This window comes from Aquibaculum arenosum (assembly GCF_029222965.1).
GTDB lineage: Bacteria > Pseudomonadota > Alphaproteobacteria > Kiloniellales > DSM-21159 > Aquibaculum > Aquibaculum arenosum.
Window position 1 is genome coordinate 329,194 of record NZ_JARHUD010000001.1, and the last position, 20,535, is coordinate 349,728.

Below are 20,535 nucleotides of genomic sequence, written 5' to 3' on the forward strand. Positions count from 1 at the left end.
TAGTCTCATTTGAGACGGGCGGCAATACGGCGCGCTCCCGGCGTTTGGCGCTTCGGCCTTTGGCAATCGCGCCGCGAAGCCATCCCTTCCCACCACCGGCTCAAGGCACTAGGCTGCCTCGGAGGCGTTGTGCCCAAGGCAGAAGCATGCCGGCTCAAGAAATGGGGGAGGACATGGCAAAGCGGGCGCGCAAGCAGTGCAATGAACTGGTGGAGACGGCGCTGGAAGCGGTGCTGAGTCGCGGCGCTGCCGATAACTGCCCGGCCTTGGAGGTCTTTGCGCGCGCCTTCCTGGCCGACGCCCCGCCGGAGGATGTCCGGCATGAGACGCCCGACAACCTGGCCGGCATGGCGTTGGATCTCTTCCGCTTTGCGCGTCAGCGCGACGAAGCGAGCCAGGCCAAGATCAAGGTCTATGATCCCACCCCGGAGCAGGAAGGCTGGAGCAGCGCGCACAGCGCGGTTGCCATCGTCAACAACGACATGCCCTTCCTGGTGGACTCGGTGACGGCCGAACTGAATCGGCTTGGGGCCGAGGTCTTCCTGGTGGTGCATCCCATCCTGCTGGTGCGCCGTGACGCGGAGGGCCGGCTGGACTCCCTGGCCGAAGCGACCGATCCGGACGCGGATGGCCGGCCGGAATCCCACATGCTGCTGCTGATCAGCGAGCAGCCGCGCGAGCGCCATGCCGAGATTGCCGCCGGCCTGGAAGCCGTACTCGCTGACGTGCGCAACGCCGTCGAGGACTGGCGTCTGATGCGCCAGCGCTGCCGCGAGCTGCTGCGCGAACTCGAGCGCGACCCGCCGAGCCTGCCGCGTGAGGAAATCATCGAGGGCATAGACTTTTTGGAGTGGCTGGACGACGACCACTTCACCTATCTCGGCTATCGGGAATATGCCTTCCGCGGCAAGGGCGCCGAGGCGGTGGCCGACATCGATGCCGAGAGCGGCTTGGGCATCCTGCGCGACCCTGATTACTCGATCTTTGCCGGCCTGCGGAGCCTGGGAAAGCTTCCTTCGGATGTGCGGGCCTGGGTCAAGTCGCCCCAGCTCGTGCGCATCACCAAGGCAAACCGCCGTGCCACGGTGCATCGACGCGTGCCCATGGACACCATTGCAGTCAAGCGCTTCGACCGGGCCGGTCACGTGATTGGCGAGCGCGTGTTCGTCGGCCTCTTCACCTCCACGGCCTACAGCCGCAGCCCGCGGCAGATCCCGCTGCTGCGGCGCAAGGTGGATGACACCATCGCCGCTGCCGGCTTTGTGCCCGGCAGTCACAACGGCAAGGCGCTGCTGCACATCTTGGAGACCTACCCGCGCGACGAGCTGTTCCAGATCGATGCGGCGGAGCTGCACCAGATCGCTGAGGGCATCCTGCATCTACAGGAGCGTCAGCGCACCGCGCTGTTCGTGCGGCGGGATCCCTTCGAGCGCTTCGTATCCGCCATGATCTTCGTGCCGCGCGACCGCTTCGACACCAACCTGCGCTTGAAGCTCCAGAACAAGGTGGCTGAAGCCTATGCCGGGCGCGTGGAGAGCTTCGGAACGCAGATTGGTGAGTCACCGCTGGCACGGCTGCACGTCATCGTCCGCACGGAACGAGGACGGGTGCCCAAGGTCGATGTGGAAGCGCTTGAGAGCGAACTGGCCGAAGTGGCGCGCTCATGGATCGACCTGCTGGAGCAGGGCCTAGTGCAGGCACATGGTGAAGAACAGGGATTGCGCCGCTTTGCCCAGTGGCAGCGTGCCTTTCCGGCCAGCTACCAGGAGGATTTCAAGGAAAGCGACGCCGTCGCCGACATCGCCAAGATCGAGCGCCTCATGGAAGGCAGCGACTTGGAGGTGGACCTCTATCGGCCGCAGGCTGCCCCGCGCAGTGTCCTGCGCTTCAAGGTCTATATCCGCGGCCGCCAGCTCGCGCTCTCCGACATGCTGCCGATGCTGGAGAACATGGGGCTGCGCGTGCTGGGGGAGGTGCCCTACGCGGTGCGCCCGGGCGACGGCGAGGAAGAGTACTGGATCCATGACTTCGATCTTGAGCGCCCCGCCGGAGAGGCTGATCTCGAAGCAGTACGCGATGCCTTCCATGAAGTCTTCTCTCACGTCTGGTTCGACCGCATGGAGAACGACGGCTTCAACCGCCTGGTGCTGGCAGCCGGCCTGCGAGCGCGGGAGATCCAGATCCTGCGTGCTTACTGCAAGTATCTGCGTCAGGCCCAGATCCCTTTCAGTCAGGCCTATATGGAAGCGACGCTGGCGGCCAATCCCGATCTGACGCGCAAGCTGGCGGAGCTCTTCATGCAGCGCTTCGACCCGGAGCTGCAGGAAAGCGGTGGCGCGGCGGCGCAGGGACTGGTTGATGCGGTTCAGGCTGGCCTGGAGGAGGTGGCCAACCTGGACGAAGACCGGATCATCCGGCGCTACCTCAACCTGATTCTCTCCACCTTGCGCACCAACTATTTCCAGCAGGCGGAGGATGGCAGCGCAAAGCCGACCATTGCCTTCAAGCTGGATGCCGGGGCGATCGAGGAACTGCCGGCGCCGCGGCCCTATCGGGAGATCTTTGTTTACTCGCCGCGGGTGGAAGGCGTCCACCTGCGCTTCGGCTCGGTGGCCCGTGGCGGCCTGCGATGGTCGGACCGCAAGGAGGACTTCCGCACTGAGGTGCTTGGTCTGGTCAAGGCGCAGCAGGTGAAGAATGCAGTCATCGTGCCGGTGGGCGCGAAGGGCGGTTTCGTCGCCAAGCGTCTGCCGCCACCTGAAGCTGGCCGTGATGCCTGGATGGCCGAAGGGGTCGAGGCCTACAAGGCCTTCATCCGGGCCTTGCTGGACGTGACGGACAACCTCGACGGCGACCGCGTGGTGCCGCCCGAGCGCGTGGTGCGCTACGACGCTGATGATCCCTACATGGTGGTGGCGGCTGACAAGGGCACGGCCACCTTCTCGGACATCGCCAATGGGGTGGCAGTCGACTACGGCTTCTGGCTCGACGATGCTTTCGCCTCGGGCGGCTCGGCCGGCTACGATCACAAGGCCATGGGCATCACCGCGCGCGGGGCCTGGGAGTCGGTCAAACGGCATTTCCGCGAACTCGGTCGCGATATCCAGACGGAGGATTTCACCGTCATCGGCTGTGGCGACATGTCGGGTGACGTCTTCGGCAACGGTATGCTGCTGTCCCGCCACATCAAGCTGGTCGGGGCCTTCAATCACCTGCACATCTTCGTCGACCCCGATCCCGATCCGGCGGCCTCCTGGGTCGAACGCAAGCGACTCTTCGAACTGCCGCGCAGTGCCTGGACGGACTACGACGCCAAGCTGATCTCCAAGGGCGGCGGCATTTTTGACCGCAAGGCCAAGTCCGTCCCCGTCTCCGAAGAAATGCGCCGCTGCTTCGGCCTGGAGGCAGACAGCGTAACGCCGAACCAGTTGATCAGCGCCATGCTGAAGGCCGAGGTGGACCTGCTCTGGTTTGGCGGCATCGGCACCTACGTAAAGGCGCGCGACGAAAGCCATCCAGAGGTGGGCGACCGCGCAAACGACTCGATCCGGGTGAACGGCAACGACCTGCGGGCCAGGGTCATCGGCGAGGGCGCCAACCTCGGCATGACCCAGCGCGGGCGCATCGAGTATGCTCTGGCCGGCGGACGGCTGAACACCGATGCCATCGATAACTCGGCCGGCGTCGACTGCTCCGACCACGAGGTGAACATCAAGGTGCTGCTGGGCGCGGCCGCCAAGCGCGGCCGGCTGGCACGCAAGCGTCGGGATGCCTTGCTGGAGCGGATGACCGACGAGGTGGCGTCACTGGTGCTGCGCGACAACTACCTGCAGAGCCAGACCATCTCGGTGACCAATATGCTGGGCACCCGTCTGCTGGACCGATTGGGCCGCTTCATGCGGGCGTTGGAGCGTGCGGGCCAGCTCAACCGCGCGCTGGAGTTCCTGCCGGACGAGGAGACCTTGGCCGAGCGCGTCGCTAATGGCGTCGGACTGACCCGGCCCGAGATCGCCGTGCTGCTCGCCTATGCCAAGCTCGACCTCTATCAGCAGCTCCTCGCGTCCGACATGCCGGACGATCCCTGGCTGGAGCGCGATCTCTTCGCCTACTTCCCGGAGCCTCTGCAACAGGATTTCGCGGCCGATATCCGCCGCCATCGGCTGCGCCGGGAACTGGTGGCCACCCAGGTGAGCAACGAGTTGGTCAATCGCCTGGGCATCACCTTCATCCATGAGGCGCGGGAGAAGACCGGTCTGCCGTCCTCGGCCGTGGCGCGGGCCTTCGTGGCGACCCGCGATCTGCTGAACCTGCCGGCGCTCTGGCACGACATTGAGGCTCTGGACAACCGGGTGCCGGCGCGCGCGCAGATCGCCATGCTACTGACCTGCGGCCGGGCAACCGAGCACCTGACCTCCTGGTTGTTGCGCTCGGCGTCCCAGGTGGCGGATATCCAGAGCTGCGTTGAACGCTATGCCGCCGGCCTGACGCGCCTGAGCGAAGCCCTGCCGGGCTTGCTGGCGGATCATCGCCGCCATCTGCTGGAGAGCGAGGCTGCAGGCTTCAGCGAACAGGGGGTCCCCGAGCCATTGGCCACCCGGGTTGCCACCGTGGCCCAGGTTGCCACGGCGGCCGATGTGGTTCGCTTGGCCGACGAGTGCGGCCGGGATCTCGACGTGGTGGCAGCGGCCTACTTCCGCGTGGGCACGCGCTTCGGCTTCGACTGGCTGCGTGAGGCCGCGGCCCAGTTGCCGCGGGATCTGGCCTGGAACCGCCTGGCGATCACGGCGCTGATCGACGACCTCTATGAGTCCCAGGCCCGGATTGCGGCAGCCATTCTTGCCAAGGCGGGTGACTACGAGGACAGGATGGCCGAATGGCTGGAGCCGCGTGCGCTGGTGGCAGCGCGCAGCGATCAGTTGATCGGCGAACTCCAGGCCATGGCCGCACCTAACCTGGCAATGCTCACCGTCGCCAACCGCCAGCTCAAGACGCTGACGGAGTCGAGCTGAGGCTGGGTTGGCCCCGTTTGTCGATTGAGGAGTCGTGGGAGCCTTGAGCGTATCAGACGAGCGATCTGTGCCACGCCGGAATCAGCATACCGCTCGGCGCGTCGCAAACGAGGCCTACGCGTTCCGTTGCTGCATGGTCTGCGGATTGCAGATCCCCACCTGTCTGACCATTGCCCATCTGGATCAGGATGCAGGCAACAATGAGCCAGACAACTTGGCTTTCTTGTGCCAGACGCACCACTGGATGTACGACGCTGGCCTCTATCCTATTGAAGCCATAAAGCTTCTGCGGGTCCATTGGCAGCAGACGCAGGGCGTGGCGTCGCACTCTGCGAGGATGAAGGATGCCGGTGCGAAGGCCGCACGATCCAGAAAGCGGGCAGAAGCGGCACGCAAAGCATGGGTTACTCGTCGTTCAGGGACAGGCGCTCAGTAGCGCCTTCCAGCACGGCAAGTGTTGGCGTCACGCAGCCCATTCTACGTGGTGAACAGAAAAAGGCGGCATCCCACTGCAAGGGATGCCGCCTGAACCTGCGTGCTGGTCTGTGACAGACAGCCGGATTAGGTCTTCCGCTCAACCATCAGCTTCTTGATCTCGGCGATGGCCTTGGCCGGGTTGAGGCCCTTGGGGCAGGTTTTGGTGCAGTTCATGATGGTGTGGCAGCGATAGAGCCGGAAGGGGTCCTCCAGCTGGTCCAGGCGCTCGCCGGTGAATTCATCGCGGGTGTCGGCGATCCAGCGATAGGCCTGCAGTAGAACCGCCGGGCCCAGGTAGCGATCGCCGTTCCACCAGTAGCTGGGACACGCGGTGGTGCAGCAGAAGCAGAGGATGCACTCCCAGAGGCCGTCCAACTGGGCGCGTTCCTCCGGGCTTTGCAGGCGCTCGCGCTCCGGTGCTGGGGTCGTAGTCTTCAGCCAGGGTTCGATCGAGGCAAGCTGGGCATAGGCCTGGTTTAGATCGGGCACCAGATCCTTGACCACGGGCTGGTGCGGCAGGGGATAGACCTTCACCTCGCCTTCCACATCGTCCATGTTCTTTGTGCAGGCCAGCGTGTTGGTCCCGTCGATGTTCATGGCGCAGGAGCCGCAGACACCCTCGCGGCAGGAGCGGCGGAATGTCAGCGTCGGATCGATCTCATTCTTGATCTTGATCAGCGCGTCCAGAACCATGGGCCCGCAGTCGTCGAGATCGATCTGATAGGTATCGACCCGGGGCGTCGCACCGGAATCAGGATCCCAGCGATAGATCTTGTAGGTCTTGGTCCGCTTTGCCCCGGAGGGGGCGGGCCAGGACTTTCCGTCGGTGATCTTCGAATTGGCGGGCAGCGTAAAAGCGACCATCGGACTTCGCGCCTTTCCTGGGTCTCGCTATTCAGTAGGAGCGTACCTGCGGGGGGAACGCCTGCACCTCGTTGGTCAGGGGCTGCAGCATGACCGCGCGCGACCCCAGCGTCACTGAGCCGGCATCGTCGACCCAGGCAACCGAGTGTTTCATCCAGTTATCATCATCACGATTTGGGAAGTCTTCGCGTGCGTGGGCGCCGCGGCTTTCCTCGCGGGCGGCGGCCGCTTCCAGGGTGGCCGCGGCCTGGTAGCTGAGGTTGTCGTACTCCAGGGTTTCCACCAGATCGGAGTTCCAGATCATCGAGCGGTCGCTGACCGACAGGTCGGCCTTCATGGCCCAGACTTCGGCCAGCTTGCGCTTGCCTTCCGCCAGGCTCTCGCCGGTGCGGAAGACGGCAGCATGGCTTTGCATCACCCGCTGCATGGCCAGGCGCTGCTGGGCCGTGCGGGTGTCCCCCTTCGCGTGACGCATGCGATCGAGCCGCTCCATGGCGCGCTCGTCTGCGTCAGCCGGCAGGGGCCGGTGGCTTTCGCCGGACCGGAGCGTCTCGGCGCAGCGCTTGCCGGCTGCACGGCCGAAGACCACCAGATCGAGCAGGGAGTTCGAGCCAAGCCGGTTGGCACCGTGTACGGACACGCAGGCGGCCTCACCGGCGGCCAGCAATCCCGGCACCACTGCATCCTTCTTGCCGTCCACCACAGTCAGCACCTCGCCGTGCACGTTGGTGGGGATGCCGCCCATGTTGTAGTGGCAGGTGGGGATGACGGGGATCGGCTCCTTGGTCACGTCGACGCCGGCGAAGATCTTGGCTGTCTCGGAGATGCCCGGCAGGCGTTCGTGCAGGATCTTCGGGTCGAGGTGCTCGAGATGCAGGTGGATGTGGTCTTTCTCGGGGCCCACACCGCGGCCCTCGTTGATCTCAATGGTCATGGAGCGGCTGACCACGTCGCGGCTGGCCAAGTCCTTGGCGTTAGGCGCGTAGCGCTCCATGAAGCGCTCGCCCTCGGAGTTGGTGAGGTAGCCGCCTTCGCCGCGCGAGCCCTCAGTGATGAGACAGCCGGCGCCGTAGATGCCGGTGGGATGGAACTGCACGAACTCCATGTCCTGCAGCGGCAGGCCGGCGCGGGCCACCATGCCGCCACCGTCGCCGGTGCAGGTGTGGGCCGAGGTGCAGGAGAAGTAGGCCCGTCCATAGCCGCCGGTGGCCAGAATGGTCTTATGAGCGCGGAAGCGGTGGATGGTGCCATCGTCCAGATTCCACGCGACGACGCCCCGGCACTCGCCATCCTCCATCATCAGATCGAGGGCGAAGTACTCGATGAAGAACTCGGCGTTGTTGCGCAGGGACTGCTGATAGAGCGTGTGCAGCATGGCGTGCCCGGTTCGGTCGGCGGCCGCGCAGGTGCGCTGGGCCGTGCCCTTGCCGAACTCCGTGGTCATGCCGCCGAAGGGGCGTTGGTAGATCTTGCCGTCCTGGGTGCGGCTGAAGGGCACCCCGAAGTGCTCCAGCTCGATGATGGCGGGAATCGCCTCCTTGGTCATGTACTCGATGGCATCCTGGTCGCCCAGCCAGTCGGAGCCCTTGACGGTGTCGTACATGTGCCAGCGCCAGTCGTCCTCGCCCATGTTCGCGAGCGCCGCGGAGATTCCGCCCTGGGCGGCCACGGTGTGGCTGCGCGTCGGGAAGACCTTGGAGATGCAGGCGGTCTTCAGGCCGGAGCGGGCCAGTTCCAGCGTGGCGCGCAGTCCGGCGCCGCCGGCGCCGACGACGACAACGTCATAGGTATGGTCGATCTTGGTATAGGCTTCCGGCATGAGATCGTGCCTTCGTGTTATCGTGGGGCCGACGGGTGGGTCGGATGCAAACGCTAGAACAGCAGGGACAGAACCGAGATGACGCCGACAGTGGCGAGCAGAAAGCCCAGCCCCTGCACCAGCAGCAGCACCGCCATGCGCGCCACCCGGTCATGCATGTAGTCCTCGATGACCACCTGCAGGCCGAGCACGGCATGGTAGAAGGTGGCGATGATCAGAAGGATTAGCAATGCGGCCGTGACCGGGTTGCTCACCCAGTCGACCATGCTGCGATGATCTGCCCCCAGCATGCCGATCACTGAAATGACGAACCAGAGCAGCAGGGGCACGAGGGCCAGCGCGGTCACGCGCTGCAGCCACCAGTGATGGGTGCCGTCCTTGGCGGAGCCGAGGTGACGGACGCGGGCGAGGGGCGTTCTAAGGCTCATGGTGTCGCTCCCTCAAATCACGATCAGGCCGATGACCCAGGCCAGCACTGTCAGCGTGCCGGTGCCGATCACCACAGCCCAACCGGAGGTGTAGGCCTGGGGCAGTTCGAAGCCATAACCGGCATCCCAGAAGAGGTGCCGAATGCCATTGCAGAGGTGGTAGAAAAGCGCCACCGACCAGCCGAACAGCAGCAGCACGCCCAGCCAGGAGCCCATGAAGCTCTGCGCCCCGTGGAAGGCATCCGGTCCGGCCGCGGCTGCAGCCAACCAGTAGACCAGGAGCAGGGTGCCGACAGCCAGCGCGATACCGGTCAGGCGGTGCAGAATGGAGAGCGTCGAGGTGAGCTGCGGTCGATAGATTTGCAGGTGCGGCGATAGCGGCCGCCGATCAGCGGACATTGGCTCAATCCCCTCGTCTGTTCGGGCCTTTGGCTGCCCGGCCCTTGGTGGGTTGGTTTAGTGCGCTGCGGCATTCAAGTCAACGAAACGACCTTTTCCAAGCTTTTCCTGCCATCGCACGTCGCTGCGCCAGAGTGCGATATGAAGCTGCTCGTAATCATGTGCGGGCTTCCTGCTCCCAGGGCTCGTCCTCCTCGCCCAGTTCCCCGGCAATCCTTTCCACCGCGCGAATCGAGGCATCGTGGAAGGGATTCAGCACCAGATCGGCGCCGGCCTTATAGAGGGTGCGGGCATCGAGGAGATCGGTGCTGGGCAGGGCGAACCTGCCCCTGAAACCCGCCTCGCGGAAGGCCTGCATCATGGCCAGGCGCGGATCGCTCTGCCCCGGCGGCACGCGATGGGGCGGGGTCGCCAGTACGATCCACGAGACGCCTTCAAGGCGCAGGCTGGCGGGAAACTCCGGATCTCCGGCATCGCCATAGGTCCCGGGGAGACCGCGGGCGGTCCAGCGCCTAAGGGCCTCGGGATCGAAGTCGACTCCGAGCACGGTCTGCCCGCGATCGTGCAGCCCGCGCGCGATGCCGCGACCATAGCGGCCGAGTCCGAAGAGGATCGTGTCGAAGTTGGTGGGACCCTGAAAGGCTTCGGCCGCGTCCTCGCGGAAGGGATGGCGTCGCTCGAATGGCTTAATCACGGGGTCGATCAGGGCGTAGAGCCTTTGACTGTGCACGATCATGTAGGTCGAGAGCGTGATCGTCACGAGACCGACCAGCGTGACAAGCCCCATGGCTGATGGGCCGACGTGGCCAAGGGCCAGCCCCATGGCCATGAAGATAAGGGAGAATTCGCTGATCTGGGCCACGGTCAAGCCGGCCAGCAGGCCGGTGCGGCGCCGGTAGCCCATGTAGCCCATGATCGCGAGCACGATCAGCGGATTACCGATCAGGACGAAGAGGGAGAGAATAAGGGCGGCCGGCAGTTCGTTACCCAGCATGCCCAGATCCAGTCGCGCGCCCAGTCCGACGAAGAAAAAGAGCAGCAGGAAGTCGCGCAGGCTGGACAGGCGCGCAGCAATGGCCTCGCGAAAGGGCGAAGAGGCGAGACTGACGCCGGCGAGAAGGCCGCCCAACTCCTTGCCGAAGCCAAGCAGGTCCCCCACGGCGGCAAGCACCACCGCCCAGGCGATGGCAAAGGTCACCAGCAGTTCCGGGCTGCGGGCCAGGCGGCGCAGCAGCGGGTCGGCGCCATAGGTGATGAAGAGCACGATTCCGGCGACCATCGCCACACCGCCGAGCAGCACCCGCAGCAGGGCCAGGCCCCCGCCGTCGCCGGCTGCGGCCCCGATGCCGACAGCGGAGAGGATCACCATCGCCAGCACCACGGCGATGTCCTGGACGATGAGGAAGCCAAGTGCGATCCGCCCGTGCAGGGAATCGATCTCGCGTTTGTCGGACAGCAGCTTCACGACGATGATTGTGCTGGAAAAGGTGAGGGCCACGGCGACGTAGCTGCTGGTCACCCAATCCATGCCCAGGGCCAGACAGATCAGGAATCCAATGCCCACCGTAAAGGCCACCTGGCCCAGTCCAGTGGCGACGGCGACGGCACCAAGGGTGCGCACCAGACCGACGTCCAGCTTGAGGCCGACGAGAAAGAGCAGTAGCGCCACGCCGATCTCGGCCAGCAGCTCAATGTGATCGGCAGACTGGGCGAGACCGAGCACATCCGGTCCAGCGATGATCCCGGCAGCGATAAAGGCGACGATCAGGGGTTGCCGCAGCAGCAGGGCCGTGAAGCCGACCACGGCCGCCAAGGCGAGCAAACCAGCCACCTCGATGAAAACCGATGTGATTTCGTGCTCCAAGTCGATGCCCCCACTGCGATCGATGCCTACCGAGGCTGCCCTAATGAGGCTTTTATCCCGGGCGTTGGATACTCAGCCGGGATAAAAGCTACATGAGGGATTGCCGGTTTGCATGAGCGATATCAAAGCAACTTTGCAGAGCTGCTCCCTGCCCGTTGCGTGGCGTTATGCGCAGTTTCCATCAGAGATGCCCGCTAAGAGACTTTGATCGTGCGCCGTTGCACTCTTTCGCGTCAGGCGCTATCCACCGCGCTCATGTCACACTTCGTCATAGCTGTCGATGGACCGGCCGCCGCGGGCAAGGGTACGCTGTCCCGACGTCTGGCTGCTGCGCTCGACCTGGCCTACCTCGACACCGGCTGCTTGTATCGCGCCGTGGCGGCCCGATTGCTGGAAGCGGGCGGCGATCCTGCGGATGCCGAGCAAGCAGCCGCCATCGCTGCGCAATTGGATCCGGCCGACTTGGACCGCGACGATCTGCGCAGCGAGGCCGCTGGCGCGGCGGCCTCCCGCGTTTCTGCGCATCCGGCCGTGCGAACGGCTCTCTTGGATTTCCAGCACCGTTTTGCAGACAACCCGCCGGGCGGGCGTGCGGGAGCGGTGCTTGACGGCCGTGACATCGGCACCGTGGTCTGCCCCGATGCAAGCGTGAAGCTCTTCGTCACCGCCAGCGCCGAGGCACGGGCGCGGCGGCGCTATGAGGAGTTGCTCGCGCGCGGGGACAAGGTTATATACGCCGAGGTTCAGGCCGAGATGAAGGCGCGCGACGCCCGGGATCGGGATCGCGACGTCGCGCCTTTGCGTGCGGCAGATGATGCCGTCACCTTGGACAGCACCGACCTGAGCGCCGAGGCAGTCTTTCAGGCTGCCTTGGAGATCATTGCCGAAAAGACGGGGCGTTCGCTTGCCGCCATCGGCAAACCGGTGCCAGGCGAACCGAACTAAGGATAAGCCCGGGCCACATCCGGGAAGACCGCCGGAGACAACCGGCAGGCCCGAAACCGAGTGTTTGAAAGGACAGACTGAATGACCACCGAGACTGCGGTTGAACCGCAAATGAAAGAATCTTTTGCCGCCCTGCTCGAAGAGAGCCTGGGCACTGAGGACGGCCTTGAAGGCAACGTTCTGCGCGGGCGCGTCGTCGCCATCGACAACGATGCCGTCGTCGTCGACGTCGGCCTGAAGTCTGAAGGCCGCATCCCGCTGCGTGAGTTTTCGAAGGCCGGGGAAGACGCCGAGCTGAAGGCTGGCGATTTCGTCGAGGTCTTCCTGGAGCGCATGGAAGACAAGAACGGCGAAGCGATGCTGAGCCGCGAGAAGGCTCGCCGCGAGGAAGCCTGGAACCAGCTCGAGAAGGCCTTTGGCGAGAGCCGTCGCGTTACGGGTCAGATCTTCGGCCGCGTCAAGGGCGGCTTCACGGTCGACCTTTCCGGCGCCGTGGCCTTCCTGCCGGGCAGCCAGGTCGACATTCGCCCGGTGCGCGACGTCACCCCGCTGATGCACACGCCGCAGCCCTTCCAGATCCTCAAGATGGACCGTTCGCGCGGCAACATCGTTGTCTCCCGCCGCGCTGTGCTCGAGGAAGATCGTGCCGAGCAGCGCAGTGAGCTGATCGCCAACCTGAAGGAAGGCCAGATCCTCACCGGCGTGGTGAAGAACATCACCGATTACGGTGCTTTCGTGGACCTGGGTGGCGTTGACGGCCTGCTGCACGTCACCGACATTTCCTGGCGTCGCATCAACCACCCGACCGAGGCCCTGTCCATCGGTCAGCAGGTTCAGGTGCAGATCATCCGCTTCAATCCGGAGACCCAGCGCATCAGCCTCGGCATGAAGCAGCTGGAGGCCGATCCCTGGGAGGGTGTGGCCGCCAAGTATCCGGTCGGCGCCAAGTTCCTGGGCCGCGTGACCAACATCACCGACTACGGCGCCTTCGTGGAGCTGGAGCCGGGCATCGAGGGTCTGGTCCACGTCTCCGAGATGAGCTGGACCAAGAAGAACGTCCACCCGGGCAAGATCGTCTCCACCTCTCAGCAGGTCGAGGTCATGGTGCTGGATGTGGACGAAGAGAAGCGGCGCATCTCGCTTGGCCTCAAGCAGACCATGGCGAACCCCTGGGAAGACTTGGTGGAGAAGTACCCGCAGGGCTCCGTGCTCGAGGGCGAGGTCAAGAACATCACCGAGTTCGGTCTCTTCGTCGGCCTGCCTGGCGAGATCGACGGCATGGTTCACCTCTCCGACCTCGATTGGGAGCGTTCTGGCGAGGAAGCCGTGCAGGACTATGCCAAGGGCATGGTCGTGAAGGTGAAGCTCCTCGAAGTCGACGTGGAGAAGGAGCGGATCAGCCTGGGCATCAAGCAGCTCGAGTCCGATCCCTTCGAAGCGGCTGCCGACGGCATCAAGAAGGGCGATGTGGTCACCTGCACCGTGCGTGAGGTTCAGGACAATGGCATCGAGGTCGAATTGGCCGACGGCGCCACGGGCTTCATCCGCAAGGCCGAACTGTCGCGCGAGCGCAGCGAGCAGCGTCCTGACCGCTATGCAACCGGCGAGAAGCTGGATGCCAAGGTGACCGCGGTCGATCGCAAGACCCGCCGCATCACCCTGTCGATCAAGCAGCTGCAGATCCAGGAAGAGAAGCAGGCCATGGCCGAGTACGGTTCCACGGAGTCGGGTGCCAGCCTGGGCGACATCCTGGGGGCGGCCATCGCCAAGCAGCGCCAGGAGCAGAAGAAGGACGACTCGGCCGAGAGCTGAGGCCTCGTCAATCTCCTGCCACGACAAGAGGGCGTCGATCTTCGGATCGGCGCCTTTCTTGTATCTTCTTGTTCTGAAAGGCATCGTTGACCGCTTAGCGGGCCTCTGGCAGGTTAAGGCTTCGCACATCGGACCGGGACTCCTCCGGTCCGTCATTGCCATCCTTGTCGAACGCGGCAAGGCCTTGTCGGGAACACGGCATGACGAAGTCCGAGCTGATCCAGCGTATTGCCGAGCGCAATCCGCATCTCTATCAGCGCGATGTTGCGCGCATCGTGAACACCATCTTCGATGAGATAGGCAGCGCATTGGAGCGGGGCGATCGCGTGGAATTGCGCGGTTTCGGCGCCTTCTCCACCAAGCAGCGGGATGCGCGGACCGGACGGAACCCCCGCACAGGCGACACGGTTGACGTCGATGCCAAGGCCGTTCCCTACTTCAAGACCGGCAAGCAGCTCCGTGAGCGGCTGAACGGTGGCTAGGAAACTCACCAAGAGGAAGGGCGCCGAACCGTGCGACGGTTGAGCTGGATTATTACCATTCCCTTGTTGGTGATTGCGGTGGTCTTCGCGGTCGTCAACCGGCAGCCCGTGGCCGTGCAACTCTGGCCCTTTGAGATCACGCTGCAGGCGCCGCTGTTCCTAGTGGTGCTGCTGGCGATTTTCGTTGGCTTCGTGCTGGGCGGCATCGCGAGCTGGCTTGCGGCCGGACGCAAGCGGCGCGCGCAGCGCGACGAGCGTGAGCGTCTGCGGCGTCTGGAGCACGAGGTGGAAACGCTCCGCCGCAGCCGCGGCCAGCCGGCTCTTCCGGCGAGCACCGGCCACTGATTCGATCCGCCCTGTCCTGCAACGGTTAAGCGTAACGGTGCCCCATGCGTAATTTTTCCGCCGAGGAAACCCACAAGGCCTTGGATTTCCCCTCCCTGGTGGAGGCGCTGCGCGAGGCGTTTCGCAGCGACATCGAGGTGCCCGTGCGCCATCACCACACCATGGCGCGGGCCGAGGAGCCGGATGCCACGCTGCTGCTGATGCCGGCCTGGCAGGGCGAGCGCTATGTCGGCATCAAGATCGTCACCGTTACTCCCGGCAATTCAAATCGCTCTTTGCCCGCAATCCTCGGGGTCTATCTGCTCAATGACGGGCGAACCGGTGCGCCCCTGGCCCTGATCGACGGCCCCATGCTGACTCTTCGGCGCACGGCAGCGGCCTCCGCCCTGGCGGCAGACTACCTCGCCCGGCCGGACAGCGAGCGTCTTCTGATGGTGGGTACGGGAGCCCTCTCGACCCATCTGATCGAAGCCCACGCCGCGGTACGGCCGATCCGATCGGTCTCCGTCTGGGGGCGCAATCCGGAAAAGGCCAGGGCGGTGGCGGCGTCGGTCGACCTGCCGGGTATCGAGGTCACGGCGGTTGAGTCGCTGGAGACTGCGGTGCCGGAGGCTGATGTCATCTCCTGCGCCACTCTATCGACGGAGCCTCTGGTCAAGGGCGCCTGGCTGCGGCCGGGCCAGCACCTGGATCTGGTGGGCGCCTTCACTCCGGGGATGCGCGAAAGCGACGACGAGGCTGTCCGGCGCGCGGACATCTATGTGGACACGCGCGCCGGCTGCCTGAAGGAAGGCGGCGACATCGTCCAGCCCCTGTCCGATGGCGTGATGAGCGAAGGCGACGTGGTGGCCGATCTGCTGGACATGACCGCCGGGCGCCATGCGGGACGCAGCAGTGCCGAGGCGATCACGCTCTTCAAGTCCGTCGGCACGGCCGTTGAGGACTTCGCCGCCGCCCAGCTGGTGGTGGAGCGGACGGCAGACTGATGTCCGAGTCCTGCCCGCCGGGCATGGAGCGGGTCTTTGTCGGTCTGGACACTCCGGACTATGCCCGCGCCCAAGATCTCGTAGAGCGGCTTTCCGGGCTGGTGGGCGGCTTCAAGCTGGGCAAGGAGTTCTTGGCAGCACAGGGACCCAAGGTGGCGCGTGAAGTGGTCGGCGCGGCGCCGCTTTTCCTTGATGTAAAGTTCCACGACATCCCGAACACCGTGGCATCCGCTCTGCGCGCTCTGGCGCCGCAAGCGCCGGCCATCGTCAATGTCCATGCTAGTGGTGGTCCGGCCATGCTGCGCGCGGCCGCTGAGGCGGTCGAGCGCGCTGCCGAGGAGCAGGATAGGCCGCGGCCCTGGCTGATCGCCGTGACGGTGCTCACCAGCTTGGACGATACTGATCTGGTCGCTGTTGGCCAAAGCGGTCCGGTGGCGGATCAGGTGGTGCGCCTGGCCCGATTGGCACAGGACTGTGGGCTGGACGGCGTGGTCTGCTCGCCGCGGGAAATCACGGCCCTGCGGGCTGCCTGTGGGGCTGACTTCAAGCTGGTGGTGCCGGGGATTCGTCCCGCCTGGGCAGCGGCGGGAGACCAGAAGCGGATCATGACGCCGGCCGAAGCCGTGGCAGCGGGCGCGGATCGACTTGTGATCGGACGGCCCATCACTGCTGCGTCGGATCCTGCCGACGCCGCGCGACGTATCGCCGCCGAAATCGGCGCCGAAATCGACGCTGCGTCGAGCAGCTAGTTCCGAGTCTGCTTGCTCCGGGGCACGCCGACCACTAGATCAGGTCCAGGACAAGAGAAAGAGAGTGGCCGTGCCGAGCGAGAACGAACTGGATTTTTCCCGCTTGCCGGATGCGCGCCCACTGGCCCCTATCTCTCCGCGTGAAACGGCGCGCGAAATCTTCGCTCTGCTTTACCATTATGCCGGCGCGATGGCGCGGCTGGCGCTGCTGCCCGTGTCCATCGCCTTTGGGCTGACCGCAGTTGCGCTCTATTTCTCCCTGGGAGCCGGCTTTCACTTCTTTGTCGTCGGGGCCAAACTCTATCTTCTGGTCTGGTTCGCGGGCTCGGTCTTTCGGCTGTTGCTGTTGGGCCCCGGCCCGGAGCTGGCGCGCCCCTTGCCCAACTGGCGGCCGGCAGACGGGCGTTTGGCCCTGCGCGGCCTGGGCGTGATTGCCATCGCCATGCTGGTGACCCTGCCGGCGAGCTTCATCTTCGGGTCGCTGGGCGGCGGTTTGGGGCCGAATGGGCCGCAACCCGGACCCTGGATTATCGCTCCGCTCGTCGTGGCCGCCATCACCACGCTCGGGCTCAGCTTCACTCTGCCGGCGGCGGCGCTTGGTCGTGGCTACGGTTACAAGCGCGCCTGGCGCGAATCACGTGGTGCGCTGGCTCCCCTGTTCGGGCTGTTTGTGGTCATCGTGCTGCCCGTGGATCTGGCGATTGCCCTGATCGACCTGCTGCTGTTGCAGCTTCAACTTGCCACCAATCTCGTGATCCCGCGCGCGGCCGTCGGCACGGCGGCCAACTATCTCTCGGTCGCGCTGGCGTCCACCGTGCTCGCGGTGGCCTTTGCCAAGCGTACCGGCTGGCAGCGGCCGGGTGGGCAACAGCCGCTCATGAGGATGCAGGCATGACGGTTGACTGCAAGATCTGCGGCATCAGGGACCCCGAAGCGTTGCGGGCTGCCGTGCAGGGCAGGGCACGCTGGGTCGGCTTCGTCTTCTTTCCGCGCTCCCCGCGTTCGCTGACGCCCGAGCAGGCTGCCGTCCTGTCTGCAGAGGCGGCAGGCCGGGTGGAGCGGGTCGGCCTCTTCGTCGACCCCGACGATGCTCTGCTGGACGCCACGCTCGGCCGGGTTGATCTCGATATGCTGCAGCTGCACGGCAGCGAAACGCCGCGCCGCGTGGCCGAGATCCGCGCGCGCTGGGGCCTGCCGGTGATGAAGGCGATCAAGATCGCCAGGGCCGAGGACCTTGCGGTGGTCCCGGACTATGCCGAGGTGGTCGACTGCATCCTTTTCGATGCCAAGGCGCCCAAGGAGATGGTGGATGCCCTGCCGGGCGGCAATGCGCTCAGTTTCGATTGGCGCCTGCTCGCCGGGCGGAGCTGGCCCAAGCCCTGGATGCTCTCTGGTGGCCTCAATCCGGAGAACCTCACCGAGGCCGTGAACCTTACGGGCGCCGATGCCGTCGATGTCTCATCGGGTGTGGAGGTGCGGCCGGGTGTCAAGGATCCCGCACGCATAGCGGCCTTTCTGTCCGCAGCCGGGGAACTCTAGCCCCGGGGGATTGGCCCTTCGGGGCGTAACGCTTATGTTTCGCTCTATATGACCCAGCACGAATCCGATATCGAACGCTTCAAGCGCGTCACCGAGGCGACCATGCGGGCCCTGGCGGAGCGTGACGACCTGACCGTGGCCTTCTCGCCCGGCGGCCATGGCCTGTCCGGGACGGAAGCGCGTCTGCCGATGCCGGCGCGCGATCTGCCGGCGGAAGAAGTGGCCCTGGTGCGGGGCTCGGCCGACTCGCTTGGTTTCAAGCTGCGCCACCATGATGCCGGGCTGCATGCGGAGCAGCAGCCCCAAGCGGGCGAGGCGCGCGAGATCTTCGATGCGGTGGAACAGGCCCGCTGCGAAGCCCTGGGCATGCGCCGCTTCGGTGGAAGCGCGGCGAACCTGGATGCCGCACTGCAGGAGAACCTGCGCAACCGCGGGCTCAATCGGGCGCAGAGCCATGAAGAAGTCCCACTGAGCGAGGTCCTTCGGTTACTGGCCCGCGAGCGACTGAGTGGGCGCCCCTTGCCTCGAGAGGCCCAGCGCCTGGTTGAGGTCTGGAAGCCGCATCTGGACCCGCAGGCTCTGGAGGATTTCGCCCAGCTGCCGGATCTGGCGGAGGATCAGCAGGGTTACGCCAAAGCCATTCGGCGCATGCTGCAGCATCTGTCGCTCGATAGCCTCGACGACCAGGAGCCCCTGGAGGACGAGGCGGAGAGCGAGGGCGAGAATCAGCCCGACGACTCCATGCAGAGCCGCGGCGAGAGTGGCGAGCAGGATTCCTCCGAGGCGAGCGCTTCCGAAGAGGGCGAAAGCGCCGAGATGGAGGACGCCGGCGAGGCGGAAGACGGCGGTGAGGTCGATCCCGAGGGCGACATGATGGCCGCCGAGGGAGATGACAAGCCGGGCAGTCAGGCCCGTCGACCGAACTGGGATGGCCAGAACGAAAAGGCCAATGACAGCTACCGAGCCTATCTCACCGAGTTCGACGAGGAGGTGGGTGCAGCTGATCTGTGCGATTCCGAAGAGTTGGTGCGCCTGCGCCATCTGCTGGACCAGCAGTTGAACACTCTCCAGGGCGTGGTGGCCCGTTTGGCCAATCGCTTGCAGCGCCGCCTGATGGCGAAGCAGACCCGGGCCTGGGAGTTCAACATCGAGGAAGGGATCCTGGACACCGCTCGTTTGGCGCGGGTCGTGGTCGATCCCACTCACGCGCTCAGCTTTAAGCGCGAGTTGGACACGGACTTCCGCGACACGGTCGTCACTCTGCTGATCGACAACTCCGGCTCAATGCGCGGACGGCCGATCTCCGTGGCGGCGCTGAGCGCGGATATTCTGGCGCGCACATTGGAGCGCTGCGGCGTGAAGGTGGAGATTCTGGGCTTCACCACGCGCATGTGGAAGGGGGGGCACAGTCGCGAGCGCTGGATCGCTGCCGGCAAGCCGCCGCTCCCGGGGCGTCTCAACGACCTGCGGCATATCGTCTACAAGGACGCCGACATGCCCTGGCGCCGGGCGCGCAAGAACCTGGGTCTGATGCTGCGTGAAGGCATCCTCAAGGAGAACATCGACGGTGAGGCGATCCTCTGGGCGCACAGCCGCCTGCTGGCCCGCGCCGAGCAGCGCCGCATCCTGATGGTAATTTCCGATGGCGCGCCGGTGGACGATTCCACCCTGTCAGTCAATCCGGGCAATTACCTGGAACGCCACCTCCGCGAGGTGATTCATTACATCGAGACCCGCAGCCCGGTGGAACTGATCGCCATTGGCATCGGCCACGATGTCACCCGCTACTATCGCCGGGCCGTGACCATCGTCGATGCCGAACAGCTCGGCGGCACCATGCTGGAGAAGCTGGCCGAACTCTTTGATGAGGAGGGCGCCCAAATGGCAGCACGCGGCGGCGCCCGGCGCGGAGGAACCACGCGGGCCGCCGCTCGCTGAATCTGTTCCCTTGAGATGAGTCCGGGACTCTGACGCCGGTTCAGCTTTTGCCCATCAGGGCCTTCTTCCGCGTCGCCATCTTGTCGCCCAGCTCCTGGAGCGCGTCTTTGCTCAGGCTCTCGCGCGCCATCTTGAACATCATCTCCTCTTCCTCCTCCACATGGTGCTCCACCAGTTCCTTGAGCACCTTCGCCCGGCCGGAGAATTGGACGCTCTGCGCGTCGGTTTTCTGGAGGTCCGGTATGATCATCTCCTCGACCGCGCGGTGCTCCTCCAGCGCCTCGTGGTAGAGCTTGAGATGCTCCTTGCCGTCGGCATCGCGGAAGGCCGGATAGAAGATTTCCTCCTCCAGGGCGGTGTGGACCTTCAACTCCGTTGCGATCTGCTCCAGCAGGTCCTGGCGGGTCTTCCCGGCGCGGTCGGTGGTGCTGGTCAGCTTGGCGAGAAGATCGCGCACCTTGGAGTGATCTTCTTCGAGCAGCGCAATTGCGTCCTTGGCCATGGCGGGCCTCCCTGCTGGTGTGAAACACTGTGGGAGGTAACCCGACGCGGCGTGGCGGGTTCCGAGACCGGTCCGATACTGGGGGTGCGTCAGGCTTTGGGGAATACCTGGCGTGTGGGAAGGATGCTCACTTCGCGGAAGAGACCGGCGCGCGCATAGGGGTCGCCGCTGGCAAAAGCTTCTGCCGATCCCCGGTCGGGCACGTCGAGCACCAGCAGACTGCCGGCCGGTGCGCTCTCGTCCTCGTCGAGCAGTGGACCGGCGTAGACCAGCTGATCGGCGTGAGCCTCCAGGTAGGCAAGATGATCCGGGCGGTGTTGCATGCGCAACTCCAACTGGTTCGGCTTGTCGTGGCAGATCAATGCGAACAGCATTTC

The 20,535-nt window shown here is 65.1% G+C and carries 18 protein-coding genes; 11 read left to right on the forward strand and 7 right to left on the reverse strand.

Annotated elements, in window-relative coordinates; genetic code table 11:
* Positions 1–146: 146 nt before the first annotated feature.
* Together P2G67_RS01530 and P2G67_RS16415 are read left to right on the forward strand one after the other, a co-directional pair.
* Positions 147–5,009, forward strand: coding sequence for an NAD-glutamate dehydrogenase (locus P2G67_RS01530; protein ID WP_275819319.1), 4,863 nt, complete (start codon positions 147–149; stop codon positions 5,007–5,009).
* Positions 5,010–5,142: 133 nt separating this feature from the next.
* Positions 5,143–5,445 (forward strand): HNH endonuclease signature motif containing protein, encoded by a 303-nt coding sequence (locus P2G67_RS16415; protein ID WP_367575368.1) that lies wholly within the window; start codon positions 5,143–5,145, stop codon positions 5,443–5,445.
* A gap of 125 nt (positions 5,446–5,570) precedes the next feature.
* On the opposite strand, the gene P2G67_RS01535 is transcribed toward P2G67_RS16415, so the two are convergent.
* The 5 genes from P2G67_RS01535 to P2G67_RS01555 all read right to left on the reverse strand — a co-directional run bounded on the left by P2G67_RS01535 (position 5,571) and on the right by P2G67_RS01555 (position 10,860).
* Positions 5,571–6,350 carry a succinate dehydrogenase iron-sulfur subunit gene (locus P2G67_RS01535; RefSeq protein WP_275819321.1) on the reverse strand — a complete coding sequence of 260 codons (780 nt, stop codon included), beginning with the start codon at positions 6,348–6,350 and terminating at the stop codon, positions 5,571–5,573.
* 31 nt (positions 6,351–6,381) lie between these two features.
* Positions 6,382–8,169: a succinate dehydrogenase flavoprotein subunit gene (gene sdhA / locus P2G67_RS01540; RefSeq protein WP_275819323.1), complete on the reverse strand. Its 1,788-nt coding sequence runs from the start codon at positions 8,167–8,169 to the stop codon at positions 6,382–6,384.
* 53 nt (positions 8,170–8,222) lie between these two features.
* On the reverse strand, positions 8,223–8,597 hold the full coding sequence (sdhD, locus tag P2G67_RS01545) for a succinate dehydrogenase, hydrophobic membrane anchor protein (protein ID WP_275819325.1): 375 nt from the start codon (positions 8,595–8,597) through the stop codon (positions 8,223–8,225).
* Positions 8,598–8,609: 12 nt separating this feature from the next.
* Entirely contained in the window at positions 8,610–8,996 is a 387-nt protein-coding gene (gene sdhC, locus P2G67_RS01550) for a succinate dehydrogenase, cytochrome b556 subunit (protein ID WP_275819327.1), read from the reverse strand.
* A gap of 157 nt (positions 8,997–9,153) precedes the next feature.
* Entirely contained in the window at positions 9,154–10,860 is a 1,707-nt protein-coding gene (locus P2G67_RS01555) for a cation:proton antiporter (RefSeq protein ID WP_275819329.1), read from the reverse strand.
* Between the two features lie 255 nt (positions 10,861–11,115).
* Here P2G67_RS01555 and cmk point away from each other — a divergent pair, with 255 nt between their 5' ends.
* From cmk to cobT, 9 genes are all read left to right on the forward strand, one after another.
* Complete coding sequence (cmk, locus tag P2G67_RS01560; RefSeq protein ID WP_275819849.1) at positions 11,116–11,805, forward strand: (d)CMP kinase; 690 nt, start codon at positions 11,116–11,118, stop codon at positions 11,803–11,805.
* Between the two features lie 81 nt (positions 11,806–11,886).
* Positions 11,887–13,617, forward strand: a complete 1,731-nt coding sequence (gene rpsA, locus P2G67_RS01565; protein ID WP_275819331.1) for a 30S ribosomal protein S1 — start codon at positions 11,887–11,889, stop codon at positions 13,615–13,617.
* Positions 13,618–13,781: 164 nt separating this feature from the next.
* On the forward strand, positions 13,782–14,099 hold the full coding sequence (gene ihfB, locus P2G67_RS01570; RefSeq protein ID WP_275819333.1) for an integration host factor subunit beta: 318 nt from the start codon (positions 13,782–13,784) through the stop codon (positions 14,097–14,099).
* 30 nt (positions 14,100–14,129) lie between these two features.
* The gene (locus tag P2G67_RS01575) at positions 14,130–14,444 is read left to right on the forward strand and encodes a lipopolysaccharide assembly protein LapA domain-containing protein (RefSeq protein ID WP_275819335.1); all 315 of its coding nucleotides are present in this window, start codon (positions 14,130–14,132) and stop codon (positions 14,442–14,444) included.
* Positions 14,445–14,488: 44 nt separating this feature from the next.
* The gene (gene lhpI, locus P2G67_RS01580) at positions 14,489–15,430 is read left to right on the forward strand and encodes a bifunctional Delta(1)-pyrroline-2-carboxylate/Delta(1)-piperideine-2-carboxylate reductase (RefSeq protein ID WP_275819337.1); all 942 of its coding nucleotides are present in this window, start codon (positions 14,489–14,491) and stop codon (positions 15,428–15,430) included.
* On the forward strand, positions 15,430–16,179 hold the full coding sequence (gene pyrF, locus P2G67_RS01585; protein WP_275819339.1) for an orotidine-5'-phosphate decarboxylase: 750 nt from the start codon (positions 15,430–15,432) through the stop codon (positions 16,177–16,179). Before lhpI ends, pyrF begins: the two co-directional genes overlap by 1 nt.
* Positions 16,180–16,249: 70 nt before the next feature.
* Positions 16,250–17,074, forward strand: a complete 825-nt coding sequence (locus tag P2G67_RS01590; RefSeq protein ID WP_275819341.1) for a hypothetical protein — start codon at positions 16,250–16,252, stop codon at positions 17,072–17,074.
* Positions 17,071–17,718 (forward strand): phosphoribosylanthranilate isomerase, encoded by a 648-nt coding sequence (locus tag P2G67_RS01595; protein WP_275819343.1) that lies wholly within the window; start codon positions 17,071–17,073, stop codon positions 17,716–17,718. The genes P2G67_RS01590 and P2G67_RS01595 overlap by 4 nt, the downstream gene beginning before the upstream one ends.
* 48 nt (positions 17,719–17,766) lie before the next feature.
* A complete protein-coding gene (cobT, locus tag P2G67_RS01600) occupies positions 17,767–19,656 on the forward strand; it encodes a cobaltochelatase subunit CobT (protein WP_275819345.1) in 1,890 nt (629 codons plus the stop codon).
* Positions 19,657–19,696: 40 nt separating this feature from the next.
* Here the strand turns inward: cobT and P2G67_RS01605 are convergent, their stop codons facing one another.
* Complete coding sequence (locus P2G67_RS01605; protein WP_275819347.1) at positions 19,697–20,158, reverse strand: PA2171 family ribosome-binding persister protein; 462 nt, start codon at positions 20,156–20,158, stop codon at positions 19,697–19,699.
* Positions 20,159–20,247: 89 nt separating this feature from the next.
* The gene (locus P2G67_RS01610) at positions 20,248–20,532 is read right to left on the reverse strand and encodes a YciI family protein (RefSeq protein WP_275819349.1); all 285 of its coding nucleotides are present in this window, start codon (positions 20,530–20,532) and stop codon (positions 20,248–20,250) included.
* Positions 20,533–20,535 lie beyond the last annotated feature (3 nt).